General features: G+C 52.0%; 13 protein-coding genes. 2 read left to right on the top strand and 11 right to left on the bottom strand.

Annotated features, from left to right (window positions below; all coding sequences use genetic code 11):
- Positions 1-45: 45 nt before the first annotated feature.
- Positions 46-1,395 carry an MATE family efflux transporter gene (locus BMW41_RS05720; RefSeq protein WP_074649255.1) on the bottom strand — a complete coding sequence of 450 codons (1,350 nt, stop codon included), beginning with the start codon at positions 1,393-1,395 and terminating at the stop codon, positions 46-48.
- Between the two features lie 221 nt (positions 1,396-1,616).
- Between BMW41_RS05720 and BMW41_RS05715 the strand changes: the two genes are divergently transcribed.
- Positions 1,617-3,578, top strand: coding sequence for a flavocytochrome c (locus BMW41_RS05715; RefSeq protein ID WP_074649254.1), 1,962 nt, complete (start codon positions 1,617-1,619; stop codon positions 3,576-3,578).
- Between the two features lie 117 nt (positions 3,579-3,695).
- On the opposite strand, the gene BMW41_RS05710 is transcribed toward BMW41_RS05715, so the two are convergent.
- The 9 genes from BMW41_RS05710 to ileS form a co-directional block, all read right to left on the bottom strand.
- Complete coding sequence (locus BMW41_RS05710; RefSeq protein ID WP_074649253.1) at positions 3,696-5,657, bottom strand: fructose-1,6-bisphosphatase; 1,962 nt, start codon at positions 5,655-5,657, stop codon at positions 3,696-3,698.
- 66 nt (positions 5,658-5,723) lie between these two features.
- Complete coding sequence (locus BMW41_RS05705) at positions 5,724-6,158, bottom strand: hypothetical protein (protein WP_074649252.1); 435 nt, start codon at positions 6,156-6,158, stop codon at positions 5,724-5,726.
- Between the two features lie 128 nt (positions 6,159-6,286).
- Positions 6,287-8,023: an alpha/beta hydrolase gene (locus BMW41_RS05700; RefSeq protein WP_074649251.1), complete on the bottom strand. Its 1,737-nt coding sequence runs from the start codon at positions 8,021-8,023 to the stop codon at positions 6,287-6,289.
- Between the two features lie 27 nt (positions 8,024-8,050).
- Positions 8,051-9,793, bottom strand: a complete 1,743-nt coding sequence (locus BMW41_RS05695; protein WP_074649250.1) for a hypothetical protein — start codon at positions 9,791-9,793, stop codon at positions 8,051-8,053.
- Positions 9,794-9,928: 135 nt separating this feature from the next.
- Complete coding sequence (locus BMW41_RS05690) at positions 9,929-10,951, bottom strand: TRAP transporter substrate-binding protein (RefSeq protein WP_074649249.1); 1,023 nt, start codon at positions 10,949-10,951, stop codon at positions 9,929-9,931.
- A gap of 91 nt (positions 10,952-11,042) precedes the next feature.
- On the bottom strand, positions 11,043-13,124 hold the full coding sequence (locus BMW41_RS05685) for a helix-turn-helix domain-containing protein (RefSeq protein WP_207646869.1): 2,082 nt from the start codon (positions 13,122-13,124) through the stop codon (positions 11,043-11,045).
- Positions 13,125-13,423: 299 nt separating this feature from the next.
- Entirely contained in the window at positions 13,424-13,714 is a 291-nt protein-coding gene (locus tag BMW41_RS05680) for a hypothetical protein (RefSeq protein ID WP_031474619.1), read from the bottom strand.
- Between the two features lie 13 nt (positions 13,715-13,727).
- Positions 13,728-16,181: a glycogen/starch/alpha-glucan phosphorylase gene (locus BMW41_RS05675; protein ID WP_074649247.1), complete on the bottom strand. Its 2,454-nt coding sequence runs from the start codon at positions 16,179-16,181 to the stop codon at positions 13,728-13,730.
- A 136-nt stretch (positions 16,182-16,317) separates the two neighbouring features.
- The gene (gene ileS / locus BMW41_RS05670) at positions 16,318-19,518 is read right to left on the bottom strand and encodes an isoleucine--tRNA ligase (RefSeq protein ID WP_074649246.1); all 3,201 of its coding nucleotides are present in this window, start codon (positions 19,516-19,518) and stop codon (positions 16,318-16,320) included.
- A gap of 556 nt (positions 19,519-20,074) precedes the next feature.
- On the opposite strand from ileS, the gene BMW41_RS05665 reads away from it, so the two are divergent.
- On the top strand, positions 20,075-21,532 hold the full coding sequence (locus tag BMW41_RS05665) for a nicotinate phosphoribosyltransferase (protein WP_074649245.1): 1,458 nt from the start codon (positions 20,075-20,077) through the stop codon (positions 21,530-21,532).
- A gap of 247 nt (positions 21,533-21,779) precedes the next feature.
- Here BMW41_RS05665 and BMW41_RS05660 read toward each other — a convergent pair whose 3' ends face one another.
- Positions 21,780-23,666: a threonine--tRNA ligase gene (locus BMW41_RS05660; RefSeq protein ID WP_074649244.1), complete on the bottom strand. Its 1,887-nt coding sequence runs from the start codon at positions 23,664-23,666 to the stop codon at positions 21,780-21,782.
- Positions 23,667-23,889: the final 223 nt, after the last annotated feature.

Here is a 23,889-nt window from a genome sequence, read left to right as displayed (position 1 = left end):
AAACGAAAACAGTATACCGGCAGTCCTGCCGGGATTCTCCGGAATTCATTCGGCACTCTCTCCCCTTCTTCCATGCCGGATCCAGAAATACAGCACCTCCAGAATGCAGCAGGTAATCCAGCCGAAGGGATAACCGAATGCCACCAGAGACGGGATATTGGCAATATATCTCGTCACCACAAACAGATAGATCTGACGGAACAGGACAAAGGTGATCAGCATGATCATCATCGGTCCCGTCGAATCACCGCGCCCTCTCATGGCCGCCGCAAGCACCTGATTGACGGAGTTGAACATCAGAAAGAACACATTCTGCCGAAGCGCAAACGTGCCGAAGGCGATGACGCCCTCGTCCTGCGTAAACATGCTGATGGTTCTCTCCGCAAAGATCCAGATCATAAGCGCGATCATGCCGGTGATGGACAGGGTGAGCATAATCGAAGTCCGTGTGCCTTCATCGGCTCTCCGGAATTTTTTTGCGCCCACATTCTGGCTGACAAAGGTGGTCGCCGCCATCGCGACGCTGGCCATCGGCAGCATGATAAACTGATCGATTTTATTGTAGCAGCCCCATCCGGCCATGGCGATGGATCCGAAGAAATTGATATACGACTGCACAAACACGTTGGAAAATGCCGTAATCACCGACTGAATCCCGTTGGGAAGGCCGATGGAAAAGATCTCTCTCAGACGGGCGCGGTCAAGCGTCAGATCGCGGATCACGAGCCGGTAAATGTCATGTGTGCGGATCAGCAGAAGAAGGGTCAGAGCCGCGGAGATAAACTGGGAGAGAATGGTCGCGTACGCCACCCCTGCGATACCCATGTGAAGCGGAATGACAAACAAAAGGTCCAGAATGATATTCATCACGCTCGTCAGGATCAGAAACATCAGCGGCCGGGTCGTATCTCCCACCGCACGGAGAATGCCGCTTCCGATATTATAAATCAGAAGTCCCGAGATTCCTCCGAAGTAGATTCTCAGGTAAACAGCCGCCTCATGAAAGACGTCCGCCGGCGTGTCCATGAACTTCAGCATAAAATCCACCGCTGAGATAAAGCCGACGGTAAACAGGACGCATAAAAGAAAGGTCGACGCCATCGTCGTTTCAATGGCGAGATGAAGTTTTTTCATATCTTTTGCGCCGAAATACCGTCCGATGACAACCCCCGCTCCCACCGAAAATCCGTTGAAGAAAAAGACGGCCATGTTGGTAATCATCGTCGTTGAACCGACGGCGGCAAGCGCCTCCGTGCCGACAAACTGTCCGACTACAATCGAATCCACTGTATTGTACAGCATCTGAAAAATATTGCCGAACATCAGCGGAAGCGCAAACATCAGTATCTGTTTCAGAATATTTCCTTCAGTCAGGTCCCTGGCTGTCGATCTCATAATTATTTCCTCCACCCATTCAGTATAATGCATTTTTATACAAAACAGCCAAACCCGATGCTGACTTCCGCATTTTTTGCATCATTTGAATAAATAAATGCCCAACTATATATAATAGCACCTTTTCCGGCACATAATCATGAAAAAATTTCATACCATCATGAGAGTTTCCTTTGCTATAATAAGTTCGATAAATTTTCAACAATCTTTTAGGAGGAAGTATGAGAAAGAACTTCATGACAAAGTCCGGTCTTGCACTTGCAGCTGCCGGCACCTTACTGTTTGCCTCTCTGACCGGCTGCAGTAAGTCCGGAGCAGCAGCTACTACCGCTGCCGCTGCAGAAGCATCCGCAGCAGGTGTTTCCGGCACATTTGAGGGCTCCGCGGCAGGTATGGCCGGCGAGAGCAACCCGGTAAAGGTAAGCTTAACGCTGAAAGACGGTGTTATCACCGATGTCAAAGTAGAAGGCCCGGGCGAGACACAGGGAATCGGAACAAAGGCGATCGACGAACTGCCGGGTGCCATGGTTTCCGCAAACTCTGTTGAGGTCGACGGCATTTCCGGCGCTACGATCACTTCCGATGCGATCAAGGCTGCTGCGGTTGCCGCTCTCGCATCAGCAGGCATGAAGCCGGAAGATCTCCAGTCCAAGGCAGCAGGCGAAGCAGCTCCGGCTCAGGATGAGACGGTTGATGCAGACGTTGCCATCATCGGTATGGGCGGTGCCGGTATGACTGCTGCCATCACTGCTGCCGATGCAGGAAAGAGCGTTGTCATCCTTGAGTCCCAGGCCATGGGCGGCGGAAACTCTGTTCGCGCTACCGGCGGTATGAATGCCGCTGCGACTCCGGAGCAGACTAAGAACAAGTTCACCGAGGAGGCAGGCGTAAACGCAACTCTCGAGAAGGCAAAGAAGGATTTTGCCGATAACGAGGCAATCACAAAACTCGCTGCTACAGTTCAGGAACAGTGGGATGCTTATCAGGCAAAACCGGAAGGTTACTTCGATACCGCTGAGCTGATGGCTCTCGATACCATGATCGGCGGACACGGCACCAACGATCCGGAACTTGTCATGACTCTGACCAAAAACTCTGCGGATTCCATCCAGTGGCTCCACGATCACGGCGCTGATCTCAGCTCCGTAGGTGCAGCAGGCGGCGCTTCCGTCAAGAGAATCCACCGTCCGGTCAATGCAGAGGGCAAGACCACTGCAGTCGGAGCTTACATCGTTCCGATCCTTACCAAGAACGTAGAAGACCGCGGCGTAAAAGTATTCTACAACACCACTGCTGAGAAGATCCTCATGAAAGACGGCGCTGCTGTCGGCGTTGAGGGTAAGGGAACCAGCGGCAACACCATCACCGTAAACGCAAAGGCAGTTATTCTCGCTTCCGGCGGCTTCGGTGCAAATGCAGAGATGGTTGAGAAATATCGTCCGGACCTGAAGGGCTTTGTTACCACCAATGCGGATGGTGCTCTCGGACAGGGTATCAAGATGGCTGAGGATGCCGGTGCTGCTCTTGTCGATATGGATCAGATCCAGATTCACCCGACCGTTCACGTGGACGAAAAGGGCAATGCTCACCTGATCACCGAGGGCGTTCGCGGCGACGGTGCGATCCTTGTAAATAAGGACGGAAACCGTTTCTACGATGAAGTTTCCACCAGAGACAAGGTATCTGCTGCCGAGATGGAGCAGAAAGACGGTTCTGTATGGCTGATCCTTGACCAGGCAATGATGGACGGCTCCGCTGTATATCAGGGTTATGTGGATGCAGGCTATGCGGTCACCGGCCAGACCTTTGAGGAGCTCGCAAAGGCAATGAACGTTCCGGCTGAGAACTTCACAAAGACCATGGAGAGCTGGGCAAAGATCTATGCAGACCGCAAGGACGAAGAGTTCGGACGTACTTCCTTCTCCAACGAGAATGATCTGTCCAAGGCTCCGTTCTACGCAATCCTTGTTGCTCCGGGAATCCACCACACCATGGGCGGTGTAAAAATCAACACCAACACGGAGGTTCTGGATACCAACAGCAAGACCATCTCCGGTCTCTTCGCTGCTGGTGAGGTAACCGGCGGAATCCACGGCGGCAACCGTCTCGGCGGAACCGCAGTATCCGACTTCACCGTTATGGGACGTATCGCAGGCCAGGCTGCTGTAGATTACATCAAGTAATTGAGCAACGGTTTGTTGTGAGATTTCGAGGCGGATGATTCGTTCATCCGTCTCAAAAAAAGAACGAAAAACAGGCACAACGCAGATTTCTGTGATGTGCCTGTTTTTTTATTACTGTTATTTCATTGTATACCGCTCCGGAATTGCGCCGCTCCGGTATGCCGCAAGCAGTTCTTCCAGATCTTTTATCTTGTCCTTCAGATCCCGTCCTATATCGGTATCGCTCACGCGCTGACGGTGATCCACCCTCGCCACGATCCGGCGGTCCGAATGGATGTCGCTCTCATTGGCGATCGCCGCCTCCGTCGATTCAAACGGATCGTGCGCCGCAAGGATCAGTCCGTAGGAATTGTAGATCAGTGTATATCCGGCAATTCCGGTCTCCTTCTGATATGCCTTGGAGAATCCGCCGTCGATGACGAGAAGCTTTCCGCCGCACTTGATCGGACTCTCCCCCTTCATCGTCTTGACCGGAACATGGCCGTTGATGATATGCGCTCCCGCCGGATCCAGTCCGAATTCGCGCAGGATCATATCCACCACTTCTTCCTTCTCGTAGAGCTTATAATACGGGTTCTTCTTCTCCTCGTGCGTGTCCTTCTCCGCGAGATAATACCGCTCAAAGGTAGCCATCTTTGTCTTTCCGAACAGCGGAGATCCCGGATTCAGCCAGATCCACCACATCAGATCCCGGCCAAGCTCCCGCTCTTCCTTCGTGCCGGCGACAAAACCCTTGCGGATATAATTTTCCAGCACATCATAGAGTGCTTTTCCCTTATACCGCTGTCCGGCAATCTCCACCACCATAAAGGAACCGTCCGGATTCAGCGGAACGCATCCGTGATACAGGAGATTGCCGTTGTAAACCTTGTAGAGGGAACCCTTTGCCAGAAGGAACTTCATGTGCTGCTGAAGTTTATCGCAGCCGCGGAACGCATGCACCAGACGATCGATGATGTCCTTCTCCTCATCGGTAAATGCGTACGGATCCTTCGGATCCACGGTCGGAAAACGGCAGTCCAGCATTTTCAGCTTCCTGCCCTCATACTCGATGGTTCCGTCCTCAAAATTCACGCGGTGAAGAAGGTTCCGGTCATCCATATGGAATTCCGGATGGCGTTTGATGATCTGTCCCTCCGCCTTCCACTGCAGAATGGATACCGCCTTGTGAATCCGCTGATTGAGATCATGTTCCTGCGGATTATTCGTATTGTCCGCCTTCAGGGCAAAACACTTGCACGGATCATCCGAATAATAAGTATTCGCGTACGTCGCCAGCGGCAGCATATTGATGCCGTAGCCGTCCTCAAGGATGTCCATGTTGCCGTAACGCGCGCAGATTCGAATGACGTTGCAGATGCATCCGACCTGACCGGCCGCCGCCCCCATCCAGAGCACATCGTGGTTTCCCCACTGAATGTCGACGGAGTGATAGTTCATCAGTTTGTCCATGATGATATGCGGGCCCGGGCCTCGGTCATAGATATCTCCCACAAGATGAAGATGATCGATGACCAGACGCTGGATCAGCTCGCTCAGCGCGATGATGAACTCTCTCGCTCTCTTGACCTTGATGATCGTGGAAATGATCGCGTCATAGTAATCTTCTTTATCCATAACGCCGCTCTGCTCGGAAAGAAGCTCTTCCATGATATAGGCAAATTCCTTCGGGAGAGCCTTTCTCACCTTGCTTCTGGTGTATTTGCTGGTGGATCGTCTGGCGATGGCGATCAGCCGGTAGAGCGTGATCTTGAACCAGTCATCCGGATTCGGCTCATTCTGAAGAATCAGGCGCATTTTCTCCGCAGGATAATAGATCAGCGTCGCCAGCGACTGTTTATCGTTCTTGCTGAGTGTGTTGCCGAACACGTCGTCGATCTTGCGCCGAACCGATCCGGAGCCGTTCTTCAGCACATGATTGAACGCCTCATATTCTCCGTGAACATCCGTCAGGAAGTTCTCGGTTCCCTTCGGAAGGTTCAGTATCGAATTCAGATTGATGATTTCCGTCGAGACGGACGCAATCGTCGGATACAATTCCGCAAGACGGTACAGATATCTCTCTTCCAGAGATTTCATGGTTTTCCCCCTTTTCATTCCGGAAACATGCCGTTCCGCATTTCACGAAACAGATCATTCCATATTTCACGATATTTCAGCCGGCAGCATTTCCGCCACCGTCCACTGTTTCCGATTCTCTCCCGTCACAACACGTCCGGATGCGGTTTTCTCAATCAGCGGCGTCACCGTGTGATTTCCCTTTTCCAGCGCCACCGTATATTCGGCCCGATACCGGTAGGATGACTCTTGGCCCGTCTCCGTGCCGTCAGAAGACGGATCCTCCTCCAGTTCCACCCCGCGGACGAACACTCGCTGAGCGCCTTCCTCCCCGCGGAGAAAATCCGGAACGGGCTTTTCCGCAGAATAGGTGTAATACTCCCGGACCGCCCTCTCCGCCTGCTGCTTCGGAGAAAAGATCCATGAACCGTAAAGAGCCGCAGAAAGCGCAAAAAGACAGGCCGCCGCTGCCACCGGGATATATCTCCTGTTCGGTTTTCGCATTGGCGCCTGTCTGTACATCTCATGCCCTCCGGTTCATCAGAAAAGAATCTGATAACTTAAGTGAAAATTCTTTTTTCATTGTAAATTAAAGGGGCGTTAATTGCAAGTATGCAAAGCGGTACAAAACCCGGCCGTCAACACCGCGGTTATACCGCAAGAATGATGTCGGCCGCCACTGCCGTCCAGGTCATGAGTATGGCATTGATCACCGCTCCGGTGTGATAACCGCCGGTCTTTTTATAGCAAAAGGTCGTGACTTTACAGGTGATAAAATAGGTTAAAATCGTGTTCAGCAGAGTTCCGTTGGCCCGGGACATCTGAACATTGGTGATGGCGGTGTAACCTGTAATCCACAGTTTCCCGTATGCATAGATCAGAAATGCCGCCGATGGAATGGTGCTGGTCAGCCATACGAGGAAGGTAAACCGGCCTTCCGACTGTCCCTTTATCTTAAGGCCGATGGTCTGGCTGAAATTAAACACGCCGAAAAACAGCAGATACAGCGGAAAATACGTCAGGAATACACCGATCCGTCTCGCATCCAGCGTGTTCAGCTGAACCTTCCAGATTCTTGGATCAAGTCCGAACAAAACCTCTGCAAGATAAGTAAGTCCAAACACCACTCCGACCGCCATCACTCCCAGAAGCAGCGACTTGAAGAAATTGGGCCATGTGGTTTTTGCGTGCGTCAGGATCCTTTCTCTGTCAATGGTTCCGTCCCATCGAAATCGGATCGCGAGAATTACTACCGTCAGCATTGCGCTGCAGGCAAACCAGAATACAAATCCGTTGGTGTTGTTGATACGAAGAACTCTGTTGAATCCTCCAAGAAAATTCTGCCCGTTGTATATTGCCCACTTGCACAGAAGGGTGTTAATGACCGCCGGCATGATACAGTAAAACAGGAACGGTGCATTCACTCCGGACACCGGTTCCGGCATCGGTCTTTTCACGCTCTCGAAAAACGGCATATCAAAGAGAATGGACAGCACCGGAAACATCATCATCAGAATACCGATGATTCCCAGCGCGGTTCCGAACTCCTTCCACGGATAGATCAGTCCTTTTGCCTCCAGAAGCGGCGCATGAAGGGCCTGGGAGAAGAAGTCCGTCATGATCAGGATCGGCTGAGGCAAAACCAGAGCGCTGGGATGTCCGGAATTACCGGTGTAGAACACTCTCGCATTGCCCTCGGTCAGGTCTCCGTACCATTTTCCAAATTCGATTCGATCTACACCGAGTGCCGTCGTAAAACTCTCCGCCGTATCCAGCTCTCTTGCTGAAAGATGCGCGCCTCCCGCCGGATACGTATTATCCCAACTGCCGATATATATTCCGTGATTGACGCCCTCCAGGTCAAATTGTCCCGCTGCCAGATAGAACACTGCCTTTATTCCTTCTGCGACGTGTTTCTGCTCCCCGTCGTCGGTAACCGCCCATCTGGCTCTCCCGGTGCCGGCGGAATGACCGAATGCACCGATATTTTCATTGTCGACAAACGCAAGCGACCTCATATACTTCATCGCTTCTCTGGCTCCGTTGTCGGGAGCGCTCACCGAATCGGAACGGCCGATGGTATATGGATCAAAAGCCATAACCACAAAGCCTCTTCTCGACAGCTCAATGCATGGATCACTCAGGTTTTCCAGATTGGCGTTTCCGCCCGGCGCAGCCAGAATGGCAGGAGCCGGATCATCCGCCGTGGCATTCTCTGGTATATACAGTTTTGCGCTCATTCTGTGCCCATCGGACGTCATGAATTCCGTTCGTCTGACGTCCACCATACCCGCTCCGGATTCCGCGTACTTTGCCATACAGAATCCGACCGTAATCAGGACTGCGGCGATGATCGCCGCAAGTCCCCTTCTGCTCAACTTAGACATGATTTCTCATCCTCCGTTCCGTTTCTTTTACTGCTCAGCCGGAATCAGTGCCCAGTCATGGAACAGATCATCATAAATTTTATACTCATATCCCTTCTTACTGCTGTCGGCGGCCTTGCCTCTAGCCGGGAGTACATACGTGTCGCCGTCTTTCAGCTTCGTGTTGTACTGAATTTCTCCGTTCTCATCGATGGTAAGATCCGGCCCGTAGTATGCCTGATCATCAAAATACCAGCCGTTCATTCTGGTTACGGAGTGATCGGTCTCGCCCCATGCATAGAAAATGTCGGAGGTATAGCCGGTGAGACGGACATTTTCTTCAATCCAGGCGTCGGATCGGCCCGCTTTTTTCAGTTCTTCCTTATATCGGGCAACAGTCTCTATGTTGTTGGTGTCCTGCTCGCCGTCAAATGCCCATACTTTCAGTCCGGTAGCCGCAACCTTCTCCCATGCGTCATCGTTAAACTGGGGAAGTCCCGTGTTGCCGATATTGCCGCCGAATGTGCCGTTCTGACAGATATAGCAGTCAATGTCAAAGTCATATACCGACTTATCCAGTTCGTAAGTCAGCTCACCTTCCCATCCTGCGCCCTGCTGTGCCGGATTATACTTTGCGCCGGCCAGTGCCTTGATCACCGCATCGCTCGCCATGGTACCGCGCGAATTCCCCTGAATGGCAATATTTCCGGTAATCTTATAGGTATCTATAAAGTACTTCATTACGTTGACGTCATCCGTCACAAAATCGTATTTCTCCTCATAACCGCCGTGACTGGCTGTGGACCGGTCATGAATATTCACCACAATCGCGCCCGTATCCGCCCAGGATGTCGTTGCGGTATCATACTTGATGCCGGTTCCTTTGTCGTCACATCCGTCGGCCAGCTTCCAATACGAAATCCCCTGACCCTGAAGGGTAAAAATGATGCCGTTTTCCGGTTTATAGTTCTCCGGAACATAATAGTATCCCTGAACATACGGATCTCCGGTTCCGTCGGACGCATCCGCACCCGTAGAAGGAATCTTCAGATCATAGAGATCTTTAAATCCTTTTTCTCCAAACTGGCGGTCAACGGTCCTGAGCCACTTTGATCCGGAATTGTACTCACCCTTTTCATCTGCCAGGCACTCCGCCTCTTCCGCCGGCTCTCCCGCATGGCGAAGTTTCAGTTCCAGCGAATGTCTTGCCTGATACCCCATCTTTGTTTCATTCGCAAGATACTCTCCGGAGTTTTCCTTACCGTAGTGAATCGCACCGTTTTCATCGCGGTACCAGTCTCCCGTGCAGTAGATTCCGAACGCATTGCGTTCGCGGTTTCCTTCTTTTGCGTCACCTGAATAAACGAGTTTATTCGCTGCCGTCGCCTGACTTGCACCGGATACCTTCAATGTGACAACCTGACCGTTTACCGCCACATTGTCAATCAAAATCTGTCCATATTCCGGATTGAGCGATCCTCTGTCCTCCAGCACATAACTGTCCGGCGTAATCTTTGAGAGATCAACGCCATCGTCATATGTGATTTCCACTTCCACAAGACCGGTTCCGTACAACGTACCGTCGGTGTATGCCTGAATGCTCCTGACATGATCCATGTCCGGTGCCGCATTCGCTGCTGCGGTTTCCTGAACACTCTCCGTTGACTTTGCCTCCTCTGTGTTCCGGACTCCGCTGCCGGAGCCGCAGGCTGCAAGTCCGAGTACCATCGCTGCCGTCGTTGCTGTCAGAAAAACTTTTCGCTTCCCGTCTTTCCCTTTTTCGTTAAACATAAAAAATGTCCTCCTTTGATGGTTAATCTCAACGAGGACATCTTAACGGCAATTTTATTCTTTTCACAGACAAAGATTTTGCCCGAAATTAGCGTTTTTTCGCAATATGTAAAAAAATGTTCAGGATTCCAAAAATTATTCTCTGCCCGCATTTTCCTTCAGAAATGCTTCTTTCAGTTCCTCATCCACAAGATCCAGAATCTCCTTTCGGATCGGCTCCGCCGCCTCTTTCAGCGTTTCCATGTCTTCCCGGCCAAACGAGACAAATTCCATGCCATCCGGAACGGTTTCGGCCATTCTTTCCTCCTCTTTCGTCATCAGTTCCAGAAGTGTGTTTTTTAACACCTTCCGGTATTCATCGGGGAGCGATTCATACGCCTCAAGGTTCATCGTAATCGAACTGCTCATATGAAAAAACGGGACATTAAGTCCGTAGGGCTGCTTCTCAACCAGTCCCTGTGTGCGCAGAATCTCATAGGTCGTCTCAATCCCATCCACTTTCCCGTCATCCAGCAGATACGTCAGTCCGCCAAGGCTGATATCCTCAACCCGTTTCATCCCCAGCGCATCATAGAGACGGTTGTGCCACCGGCTTCCCGAAGTACGGACCGTCATCCCGCGAAGTTCCGACAGACGCTCCGTCTTCCTGCCGGAAGAGATGATCCACGGTTCTCCCGTCCGCAGTCCCAGCAGTTCAAGTCCCTGTGCCTCATAGAATTCATTCAGTTTTTCAAAGAACTCTCCCGAATAGACCCTGTGCGGAACACTGTACGCCGGAAAGCAGCCGGGAATATCCATAATCGCCGCCTCCGGAACAATATCCGTCGTGGCCGATGTGCTGGATGCGACAACCGTGAGCGTTCCCTTTTGCACTGCACGGCACATCGCAGAACCGGCCCCCAGAATATTACCGCCAAAAAGTTCCAGTTCGACATCCCCTCCGGTTTCCTGAAACACTTTCTCTTTCCAGTCTTTCAAAAAGACGGCGTATCCATCACCGGAGAAACCGATGCCAAAGCGGAAAACCGGTTCTTTTGCTCCGGTTTCCTGCTTTTCCGGAGCCGATGTCTGAGCCGTGTCGAAACGGTCACTTTTGCCACAGCCGCCTGTCGCGGTTAAAACAAGGCAAATAAGCCATGCAAATAATCTGTTTCTCATATTCTCCTCCTGGCTCCGGCAGACGCCGGATGATTCCTCGCCGATATCGCAGCTGCCGGTAAAAAACAGATTTCCTCTCCGGCTTAAACCCTCACGCCGGGTCCGCCTCCGTCATTTGTTTCCGGTAAGCCCCCGGAGTCATTCCGTTTATCTTTTTGAAGACCCTTGTATAGTTCTGAACCGAATTAAAACCGCACCGGAATCCGATCTCCTCGACCGACACGCTGGATTCCGACAGCATTTTCATACTCTCACTGACACGGCAGCCGTTCAGATAATTCACAAAGCTTGTGTCGTTGTATTCCTTGAAAAGCCGGCTCAGATATGCACTGTTAATGCCAAGATTCTGGGCAACCGCGTCCTGGGAAAGTGTCCGGTCGCTGTAGTGTTCCTGCAGATATTCCTTTGCCCGGATCACATACTTGTTCTGATTTTTCTGCCTTCCGTCCGAGAGAATCTGAATAGCAAACATCCCCGCTTCTTCGAGAATTCTCCGGATCTGCTCCGCCCCCGTCTCCGTGTCCTGACGTTCCATCCGGTGGTAGCAGACATTCAGTTTCTCCATATCGTCGGACTTTACTCCATTGGCCAGAAGTTCACCCATCAGCGTATCGACAAACATCATTCCCTCATCCGGGTCCGACACGTCGGAAATATATCCCCCCAGCATGGTTTTTGCACTTTCCACATCGCCTTCCGCCGCTGCCTTCGCCACTCTCACGCTGCGCAGCCGGATTGAATCATCGCAGCGGTCCGCACAGTCGGAATCGGTCTTGTTATAGATTCTGTAGTTTAATTCTTCCCGGGCATCCGCGTAAGAATAATTCAAATTCTCGATGCCGACGTAACTTCCCCCGTGGCTCACAATAAGTTTTGCCTTTGTCTTCTCTCCCGCGTAAGCCTCCAAAAGCGATTCCGTGAGACGGTTTTCCTCCTTTTTGACAGCCGAAACCGATACGGTCTTCGGACAGCCCATGATGATCACCAGAATATAATCATCGGTTAAAAATCCCTCCCTGCAGATTGTGCCGTCGTCGCTTCTTCCGCTTCCAAAGTATCGGTAAAGAGAGCTCATCTTCTCCTCTGCGGTTGGTTCATCCCGGTTTTCCGGTGCCGCCATGATGACCCGGAAAACATATTCCATACGGAACGGACTCTCCAGAAATGCCAGCCGCTCTCTCAGATATTCCGCATCATACTCACGGCCCCGAAGCAGTCCTCCGTAAAGTCTTTCCCGGACAAACGGCGCCATCTCCGAAACCTTGTCGGCCAGATTCCGTTTTTCTTTCACCGTATCCTCATAGACGGTCCGGACAAGATCCAGCTCATTTCCCTTATCCGGTTCTTTCAGCACCGCCCTGCTGAGTGTTCCGATCGGCCGGTAGATCCAGCCGGATATGACCGGCACCACCGTCATGCCGATCACCGCAAAAAGGATGATCCAAAAACCGATCATCCGGATCACATATTCTGCGGAAATCCCGGATGTGTCGCTGCTCTGCCGTATACTGTAGATCCACCCGGTCTGTCCGGTCAGGGTCTGTCTCTCGGGAAGTGTTCCGTCAATTGCTCCCAGAACACTCAGTATGTGCCCGCTGCCGTCCCACACCTCCAGAAAATCCTCACTCTCTTCGATCGCCGCGCGAACCGGTTCCAGCAAGGCCTCCTCGTTCAGCTCCACCACCAGTGCCCCGTTTCTCTCGGGCGTTGGAAAATCCTGCCATAACGCTGCGCGCCCGTTGTTTGTGCAGACTGTGGTGGCGATTCCTTTTCCCCTCAAGGTTTTTCCCATAGCAGAATCATTGTATTCCGGAAAAAACTGCGCCGCCGGTGACTCTCCGATGGCGCAGACGGTTCCGTCGGATCCGTAGCACATATCATTGGGATAGGTAAAGAGCCAGGTTCTTGCTGCGATCGTGTGTTCTCTTTCATAATTCGAGAGAATTTTCGCGATCTCCTGTTTTTGATACGGACTCATTTCATCCGCAAGCAGAATGGCCTCGGTCATGGTATCGTTCCACATGGTCTGCTGCATGGCCTGCCCCTCCGACAGAAGATTCTGGGCGATGAATTCGTCCGCAGTGACCAGAATGTCGTTCAGTGCATCTTCGGTCCTCTCATTGTATTCTTTTGCAAGAAGAGACTTTAAAAAGAAAAAGTTGATTCCAAACATGATGACTGTCATCGCGGACAGCAAAAGAAGGATCCGGCGGAATACCGGACTGGTCCTGATTTTTTTAATGAATCCACGCATCGTTCTCTACCTGATTGATCGCCGTCTGATCCGGCACACTGTGCATAATTATTCGCAATATTTTAACAATAACGAATATTTACAATATTTTCAAGTCAAAATTGGGAGTTTCCTCCATGGCAAAGCTTATCTCAGAATTTGTTCTTTCACAGCAAAAGCCCCGCGTACCGTTACCGGCACACGGGGCTCTCTCTCTGTTTTTTTCATTGCAGACCATCTCACGCAAACAGCGCGATCATGGCAATGCTCATCGCGGCAAACACCACCGCATTGATAACGAGAAGCAGGATGAGGACGATCTTCACCGCCATGGCAAAGAATCGCTTCAGCTCGTCCTCATCATTTCGATACTTCTCAAAATACCCTTTCTTTTTCAAAAAGTAAAGAGCGGCTGCACAGCCGATCGTCATCACGAGGGACGCAGCCATCGTGCCGAATGCGATGGCAAACACCGCAAACAAGATCGGCATAACAACACACAGCACCAGAATAATACTGCAGCCGGCCAATGTACTTTCCTCCTTACTCGCACGGAATCTCCAGCTTCTTCAGATGCCAGATATCCTGTACATATTCTTCAATGGTCCGGTCCGAAGAGAACTTTCCGGAATGAGCGATGTTGAGAATCGCGGCTCTCGCCCACCAGTCCCTGTCCTTATACTTTTCCGCCGCAAACCGTCTCGCCTGATCATAGGACCGGAAATCCTTCAGAATGAAGAACCGGTCTGCCGGATTGCCGCCGTTGGAACTCAACAGCGAGTTGTAGATTCTGCGGAACTGTTCCGGATTTCTCGGCGAGAATGTTCCGTTGATCAGCTGCATCAGAACGCGGCGGATATCGGCATTGTCGTTAAAGATCAGCTTCGGATCATAGGAACCGTTGTGTTCAAGTTCGATGACTTCCTGTGCGGAAAGTCCGAAGATAAATGCATTCTCACTGCCCACTTCTTCGACAATCTCAACATTTGCTCCGTCCATGGTTCCGAGTGTCAGCGCACCGTTCAGCATGAATTTCATATTGCCGGTGCCCGACGCCTCCTTGCTTGCGGTGGAAATCTGCTCGGAGATATCCGCCGCCGCAAAGAGAAGTTCCGCATTACTCACACGGTAATCCTCGATGAAGACAACCCTGATCCGTCCCGCGATGGCCGGGTCATTGTTCACAATATCCGCCACCGAGTTGATCAGTTTGATCGTCTCCTTGGCAATGGCATATCCCGCAGCCGCCTTCGCTCCGAAGATAAAGGTTCTCGGAACAAATTCCATCTCCGGGTTGTCCTTCAGCTGATTGTACAGATAAATGACATTCAGGATGTTCAGAAGCTGTCTCTTGTATTCATGGAGGCGTTTCACCTGAACATCAAAGATCGAATTCGGATCCACCTCGATGCCGTTGTGTTTCCGGATATACTCCGCAAGGCGAACCTTGTTCTCATACTTGATCTTCAGGAACTCCTCCCGCGCCGCCGGATCGTCGGCGTACGGAATCAGTCCTTTCAGTTTGGAGAGATCGGTGATCCACCCGTCTCCCACTTTCTTTGTGCACCAGTCAGCAAGAAGCGGGTTTGCGTGAAGAAGGAATCTCCTCTGGGTAATGCCATTGGTCTTGTTGTTGAACTTCTCCGGGAACATCTCATAGAAATCATGCAGTTCCTGATTCTTCAGAATCTCGGTATGAAGTCTCGCCACACCGTTCACCGAAAAGCCTGCCACGATGGCCAGATGCGCCATCTTGACCTGTCCGTCATTGATGATTGCCATCTTCCGGACTTTATCCATATCCCCCGGGAATTTCTGCATCACCTGCAGAAGGAAACGGCGGTTGATCTCCTCCACGATCTGGTATACACGCGGAAGAAGGCGCGCAAACAGCTCCAGCGGCCATTTTTCCAATGCTTCGTTCATGATCGTGTGATTTGTATATGCGCAGCAGTGCGAGGTAATCTCCCACGCCTCGTCCCAACCAAGTCCCTCATCATCAAGAAGGATTCGCATCAGCTCCGCCACCGCAACCGTCGGATGGGTGTCGTTCATCTGAAAGACCGCCTTGTCCGGAAGTCTGTGAATGTCGTCGTTGTGCTCCTTAAACTTCTTCACAGCCGTCTGGAGAGAAGCCGACACGAAGAAATACTGCTGTTTCAGCCGAAGTTCCTTGCCGGCATAGTGGTTGTCGTTCGGATAGAGGACCTCCACCAGATTCTTGGCCAGATCCTGCTGTTCCACCGCGCCGACGTAATCCCCCCGGTCAAACGCCTCCAGATTGAACTTGGCAAGCGGCTCTGCGTCCCAGATCCGGAGCGTATCCACCACATGGTTTCCGTAACCGACGATCGGCATGTCATACGGAACCGCGCGCACTGCCTGATAACCCTCGTGCACAAAGATGCTCTTGCCGCCGACCCACTCAGTGTTGACATAACCGCCGAAACGAACCTCCACCGCATATTCCGGCCGGCGAAGTTCAAACGGATATCCGTCTTTCAGCCAGTCATCCGGCGCCTCAACCTGATATCCGTCGACGATTTTCTGACGGAACATACCGTAACGGTAGCGGATGCCGCAGCCGTACGCCGGATATCCGAGGGTCGCCAGAGAATCCAGGAAGCAAGCGGCAAGACGGCCGAGGCCGCCGTTACCGAGAGCCGGATCCGGCTCCTTGTCCTCGATAGAATTCAGATCGAAGCCGATCTCATCCAGCACCTCACGAATCTCTTTCTGCGCACCGAGATTCAGAATGTTGTTTCCGAGTGCGCGGCCCATCAGGAATTCCATGGACAGATAGTAGACGCGCTTGGCGTTTTCTTTTCGAAGTTCCTCCTGTGTCTCCATCCAGTCGTCTGCGATCAGAGCGTTTACGGCATACGCCACCGCGTGATAGATCATTTGCGGTGTCGCCTCATCGATCCTGCGGCGGAATTTCACTTTCAGAGCTTCCTCAATGTTGGCACGAAATGCTTCTTTGCTGATTTTACGCATAACCCTACGTCGTCTCCTTCCTGATAAGGCTGATCCCCTTCCCTACCCGGCAACTCGAAACTACTCCCCGGGCAAATCCGGTTCTCATGATCCGATGCACCAAAGGAGGCGCATGAAAACGCCCCCCTGATACGAATTATCCGTTAACTTTCGCAACGCCGAGCATGGTCTTCTCGCCGTTGATATCCCACTCTTTCGCGACGCCCTTCATCTCACCGAGAACGATAAGGTCCGCCATAACGTCATGTTTGATCTCATCAGAATACTTCTGGAAGATCTGCGCAATCCTCTCATTGGCATCCTGATATACACAGATGTGATCGGTCACCTCAAATCCGGCTTCCTTACGCATCGTCTGAATCTTGCTGACAAGCTCACGCATGAAGCCTTCCTCGATCAGCTCCGGTGTCAGTTTCGTGGAGAGGATGACGACAACCTTGCTGTCGGCCTCGGTCACAAAACCTTCTACCTGCGCGGTTGCGATCAGGAGATCCTCCTTGGTCAGCTCCACCGTCTCGCCGTCATAGTCAAAGGTCAGCTTTCCTTCGCTGTTCAGCTGATCCATCGCCGCACTTCCGTCGAGCTCCTCAAGGCTCTTTTTGATCTTTCCGAGGAGTTTTCCGTACTTCGGGCCAACCGTCTTCAGCTGCGGCTTGAAGGTATAATTCGTGTACTCGCGCACATCATCGCGGAACTCGATCTTCTTGACATTCAGCTCCTCACGGATGATCTCGCAGAAATACTCCGGAAGCTCACGCTCCGCCTTGACATACATCTCGGCAAGCGGCTGACGGTTCTTCATGTTGGACTCATTTCTGCCCGCACGGCCGAGCACAACGATCTTCAGAGCCTCATCCATCTGTGCTTCGAGCTCCGTGTCGATCATCTTCTCGTCCACAGCCGGGAAATCGCACAGATGTACGCTGATCGGCGCGGTCGGATCCTGATTCTTCACGAGGTTCAGGTAAATGTCATCTGCCATGAACGGAACCATCGGAGCCGCCGCTTTTGCGGTGGTCACAAGCGCGGTATACAGCGTCATGTAAGCATTGATCTTGTCCTGCTCCATGCCCTTGCCCCAGAATCTTGAGCGGCATCTTCTGACATACCAGTTGGACATGTCATCGACAAAGTCCTCCAGTGCCTTTCCTGCCTCCGGAATCCTGTACTGCTCCAGATTCTTGTCCACAGCGCCGACCATGGAGTTCAGCTTGGAGAGGAGCCAGCGGTCCATGACCGGAAGTTTGTCGTATTCCAGCTTGTAATCCTGCGCGCTGAAGCCGTCAATATTTGCATACAGAACGAAGAATGCATAGGTATTCCACAGCGTTCCGAGGAACTTTCTCTGACCCTCGGTAACCGCCTTGTCGTGGAAACGGTTCGGCAGCCACGGAGAGGAGTTGGTATAGAAGTACCAGCGGATCGCGTCAGCGCCGAATTTGCCCAGCGCCTCCATCGGATCGACTGCATTTCCCTTGGACTTGGACATCTTGTTGCCGTCCTTGTCGAGAACGTGTCCGAGTACCAGAACGTTCTTGTAAGCCGGCTTATTGAAGAGAAGGGTCGACTCCGCATGCAGGGAGTAGAACCATCCTCTGGTCTGGTCCACCGCCTCGGAAATGAACTCAGCCGGGAACTGCTTCTCAAAGAGTTCCTTGTTCTCAAACGGGTAGTGAAGCTGTGCGTACGGCATCGCGCCGGAGTCAAACCAGCAGTCGATTACTTCCGGTACGCGGTGCATCATTTTGCCGCACTCCGGGCACTTGATCTCATACTGATCGACATACGGACGGTGAAGTTCGGTCTTCTCCGCATCGGCGATTCCGGTCAGCTCGGCAAGTTCCTTTCTGGAGCCGACCGACAGCTGATGTCCGCAGTCCGGGCATTCCCAGATGTTGAGCGGAGTACCCCAGTAACGGTTTCTCGAGATACCCCAGTCCTGAATGTTCTCCAGCCAGTTTCCGAATCTTCCCTCTCCCATGGTTTTCGGGATCCAGTTGATCTTCTTGTTGTTGGCTACCAGGTCATCCTTGACCGCCGTCATCTTGATGAACCAGGATTCGCGTGCATAATAGATCAGCGGAGTATCACATCTCCAGCAGTGCGGATAATCATGCTCGAACTTCGGAGCATCGAAGAGAATTCCTCTCTCCGCGAGATCCTTGAGAACCGCCGGGTCGGCGCTGACTGCGCCCTTCTCCATCTCTGCCTTGGTCGGCTTGCAGCGCATGCCGGCAAATTTTCCCGTCTCCGGTCTCATGCAGCCGTGGTCATCCACCATCTGTACAAACGGAGCATCATATTTTCTTCCGACACGGGCATCGTCTTCACCGAATGCCGGTGCGATATGAACGATACCGGTACCGTCGGTCATGGTTACATAATCGTCGCAGTATACAAAGAACGCCTTCTTGTGCTGCTTCTCCACGGAATCCGCAGCGCACTGATAGAGCGGCTCGTATTCCTTGTGTTCCAGCTCGATACCCTTCATCTCTTCCAGGATCTCATACGCCTTCTCGCCCTCTTCCTTTGCCAGAGAACCGAGAACCTTGTCCAGAAGCGCCTTTGCCATATAATAGGTAAATCCGTCGGCTGCCTTAACCTTCGCGTAGGTCTCCTCCGGGTTTACGCAGAGCGCGATGTTGGACGGAAGAGTCCACGGTGTGGTCGTCCACGCAAGGAAGTAAGCGTCTTCGCCGGACACCTTAAAGCGGACGATGGCGGATTTTTCTTTTAATGTCTTATATCCCTGTGCCACCTCATGGGAGGAAAGCGGGGTTCCGCAGCTCGGGCAGTACGGAACAACCTTGAATCCCTTGTAGAGAAGGCCCTTGTCCCAGATCGTCTTGAGTGCCCACCACTCGGACTCGATGAAATCATCATAATAGGTTACATACGGGTTGTCCATGTCCGCCCAGAAACCAACGGTTCCGGAGAACTGCTCCCACATCCCCTTGTACTTCCATACGGAATCCTTGCACTTTTTGATGAACGGCTCAATTCCGTACTTCTCGATCTCGTCTTTTCCCTCGATGCCGATCTCTTTCTCGACTTCCAGCTCAACCGGAAGTCCGTGTGTGTCCCAGCCGGCCTTTCTCGGAACCATATATCCCTTCATGGTGCGGTATCTCGGAATCATATCCTTGATTACGCGGGTCAGAACGTGACCGATATGCGGTTTGCCGTTTGCGGTCGGCGGTCCGTCGTAGAACATGTAGGTCGGATTTCCTTCCCGCTCTTCAATGCTCTTCTCGAAAACATGATTCTCCTGCCAGTACTCGAGAACCTTTTTCTCTTCCTCGACGAAATTTCTGTTCGCAGAGACTTTGCTGTACATAGTGTCCTCCTAAAAATTGATCATGTACCCAGTCATCGATGGAAAGGATCTTTTATGTTATGGAACCGAATGGAATGGTTTTTCTCACTCTCACATCCATAATATAAAAAAAACTCTCATCCGTAACAGGACAAGAGTTCTTGCTATACCACCTATTACTGCATACAAACATATGCGCACCGTTTAACGGGGGTAACCGTCCAGGCTTACGCGTCACACAGTTTCGGAATCTTTCCGAATCATCTGAAAAATGAAACATGCGTGATTTCAGCAGGCAACTCCGGAGTGATCTTCGCGATCCGGCTTACTTGCGGCAGGTTTCCACCATCCCCGTCTCTCTCTTGCGTTCCGCCGGTGCTACTGTCTCCTTCACAGTCTTTCTCTCTTATTTTATAAACCGCTCTCTGAATTGTCAAGACAATTGGAACTTCTTGTTTGATATTTATTTAACAGGCAATTGTGTTTTTTGCCGCATTTTGTTATACTGACACAAGCACTTTCTGTGAGAAAATGCTAAAACTTCAAGGAAGTGATAAGTAGAAGGAGAACAGCTGTTATGGATAAACGGCACTTTACTCTGCTCACCGATCTCTATGAGCTGACGATGATGCAGGGTTACCACGAGATCAAAGACGCAAACCGCACCGTTGTGTTTGACGCCTTTTATCGCGTCAATCCGCACGGCAACGGATTTGCCATTGCTGCGGGACTGGATCAGGTCATTGAGTATGTCAAAGGCCTGACATTCAATGAGGAGGACATCGAGTACCTCCGGAGCACACACATTTTCAACGATGCATTTGTCGACAGTCTTCGCGATTTCCGCTTTACCGGCGACATCTACGCGATCCCGGAAGGATCCGTTGTATTTCCGCGTGAACCGCTGGTAAAAGTCATTGCCCCGATCATGCAGGCGCAGCTGATGGAGACTGCCATCTTAAATATTATCAACCACCAGTCTCTGATCGCGACCAAAACCGCCCGCATCGTCCATGCTGCCCAGGGGGACGGCATCATGGAATTCGGACTCCGCAGAGCCCAGGGACCGGACGCCGGCACATACGGCGCAAGAGCGGCCATGATCGGCGGCTGTGTCGGAACATCGAATGTTCTGACCGGACAGCTCTTTGACGTTCCGGTCAAGGGAACCCATGCGCACAGTTGGATCATGAGTTTCCCGGATGAACTGACCGCGTTCCGCAACTATGCGAAAATGTATCCCAATGCCTGTATTCTGCTGGTCGACACTTACGACACCCTCGAATCCGGCGTTCCGAACGCGATTCAGGTATTCCGCGAGATGCGCGAGCAGGGCATTCCGTTAAAGGGCTACGGCATCCGTCTCGACTCCGGCGACCTTGCCTACCTCTCCAAAAAGGCAAGAAAAATGCTGGATGCGGCAGGTTTTCCGGATGCAATCATCTCCGCTTCCAACGACCTCGATGAGTATCTGATCAACTCGCTGAAGATGCAGGGTGCGGCGATCACCTCCTGGGGTGTCGGAACCAACCTGATCACCTCCAAGGACTGCCCGTCCTTCGGCGGCGTATACAAACTGGCCGGCGTCCGCGATGACGAGACCGGCGAGTGGATGCCGAAGATCAAGCTGTCCGAGAACACCGAGAAGGTGACCAACCCGGGCAACAAGACCGTTCAGCGAATCTATGACAAATTCACCGGAAAGATCGTGGCGGACCTCATCTGCTTTGCCGATGAGACCTTCCCGGATACCGAACCGCTGACGCTCTTCGATCCGCAGGAGACCTGGAAAAAGACCAGACTTGCACCGGGCACCTACACCACACGTGAAATGCTGGTTCCGGTATTTAAAAACGGCGAGTGCATCTATGAGAGTCCGAAAGTCATGGACATCCGTGAATACTGCAAGCGTGAACAGGAAACTCTCTGGGATGAGTCCCGCCGACTGGTCAATCCGCAGGAAGTTCACGTTGACCTCTCCAAAAAACTGTGGGAGTGCAAGCGCGATCTGCTCGCCGAGTTCCACAAAGAATAAAACGAGAAGAATCCAAAAAAGAGAACTTCCGGCCACGGCCGGAAGTTCTCTTTTTTTAGCTTTCCTTTTCTTTGCGCTCTTTTTCTTATGCGCTCTTTTTTCCAGGAAGTAATCCGCGTTTCCGAATGAAACAAAAGACACTCCCCAGGGATGCGTGTCGACGCGAATCACCTTGCGGTGACCAGCTTCGACGCGCATATTTCTTTTCCCGCTCCTCGCATCACATCGGAGCGAAACGTCGCAATGTTTACGCCTCAAATTCCTGAGCAAGTTCCAGAGTATGCTCTCTGTTCAGTCTCTTGCAGACTTCCACAAAGGTCGTCAGCGGAACATCATGAACCTGCTTGTTGTTTCCGCGGATGTTGATGGAAACGGTATTCTCTTCCGCCTCCTTGTCACCGAGAACGAGGATGTACGGATCCTTGTAGTTCTTGAAGCCCTTGATCTTGGTCTTCATGTTGTTGTCGGAATAGTCCGCCTCCACGCGGATACCGGCATCTTCCAGAGCCTTCACAACCTTCTTGGCGTACTCGTTGTGCTCCTCACGGATCGGAACAACGGCAACCTGATACGGGTTCAGCCAGAACGGGAACATGCCCTTGAAGTTCTCGATGACGATTCCGAGGAAACGCTCCAGCGAACCGTAGATTGCGCGGTGAAGAACAACCGGCATCTCCTGCTCACCCTTCTCGTTGATGTAAGTCAGACCGAAGTTGTGCGGAAGCTGGAAGTCGAGCTGAACGGTACCGCACTGCCACTCTCTTCCAAGTGCATCCTTGATCTGAAGGTCGATCTTCGGGCCGTAGAACGCACCGTCGCCCTCATTGATCTCATAGCCGCCCTCGCCATACTTCTCGTCGAGAATGGACTTCAGGTCAGCCTCTGCCTTGTTCCAAACTTCGATGTCACCCATGAAATCATCCGGACGGGTGGAAAGCTCGGCGCGGTAGGTTACACCGAAGGTGGAGTAGATCTCATCTGCGATGGAAATGATGTCTGCGATCTCATCCTTGATCTGGGAATCCATGACAAAGGTGTGATCATCATCCTGACGGAACTCCTGTACGCGGAAGAGACCGTTCATCTGACCGGACTTCTCCTTGCGGTGAAGCACATCATACTCGCTGTAGCGGATCGGAAGCTCCTTGTAGGAATGGGTGGTTCTCTTGAAGGTCATCATCGCATTCGGACAGTTCATCGGCTTCGCCGCCATGGTGTCGATCTCGTCACGGTTGTAGATGGCGGAACCTGCTCTCATCTTAACGGTCTTGGTCGGTGCATTCTCATCGGTTGCGCTCTCAGCGATCTCCGCCATATCCGCGTCGGCTCTCAGATAACCGGAAACGCCCGGTACCATGAACATGTTGTTGATGTAGTGAGCCCAGTGGCCGGAAATGAGCCAGAGTTTCTTGTTGTTGATGAGCGGAGCGGAGATCTCGGTGTAACCGTGTCTCTCCTGAATCTCACGGGAGTATTTCAGCAGCGCCTGATACATTTTCCAGCCGCGCGGCAGCCAGTACGGCATACCCGGAGCAGTCTCGTCGAACATGAAGAGATCGAGAGCCGCGCCGATCTTCTTGTGATCGCGCTCAAGCGCTTCCTTGATCATATCGAGGTGAGCCTTGAGTTCCTCTTTGGTCGGGAATGCGTATACATAGACACGCTGAAGAACGATGCCTCTCTTCTCATCGCCTCTCCAGTATGCGGAGGATACGGATTTTACCTTGAATGCAGCGCTGGAGAGATCCGCGGAATTGTCAACGTGCGGGCCTCTGCACAGGTCAATGTAGTCGTCACCGGTATTGTAGACGGTGATCATCTCGTCTTCCGGAAGGTCCTGGATCAGCTCAGTCTTGAACTTCTGATCCTTGAAGATCTCCAGTGCCTCGGCTCTGGAAACCTCTTTTCTTACCCAGTCCTCTTTTCTCTTGATGATCTCGTGCATCTTCTGCTCGATCTGCGCGAAATCATCCGTGGAAACGGTTCTCGGAAGAACAAAATCATAGTAGAAACCATCGTCAATCTGCGGTCCGATGGCATACTGAACTTCCTTGCCGAAAATCTCGATCATCGCCTTTGCCAGAATGTGGCTCAGGGAGTGACGATAGCGGTCCATAAACTCTTCTTTAATCATGGCTTTTCTCCTTTTTAAAAATTATAAAATCGATGTCCGCAGGCGGACTTCGATTCATCCATCTTTGTATTCCCGGGGGAGCCCCGCGGACTTCGGCTCCCCCATCCCCTCAGTCCTGAGGGGAGCCCCGCGGACTTTGCGCGCCGCCGCTGGTCACCGTTAGGTGACAGCTTCCTTGCAGCGGCGTGCGCATCCTCGCGGAGCGTTTTGTTTCATAGGGAAT

The organism is [Clostridium] aminophilum (assembly GCF_900101295.1).
GTDB classification, from domain to species: domain Bacteria; phylum Bacillota; class Clostridia; order Lachnospirales; family Lachnospiraceae; genus Clostridium_R; species Clostridium_R aminophilum_A.
This window is presented reverse-complemented; position numbering and strand designations above follow the sequence as displayed.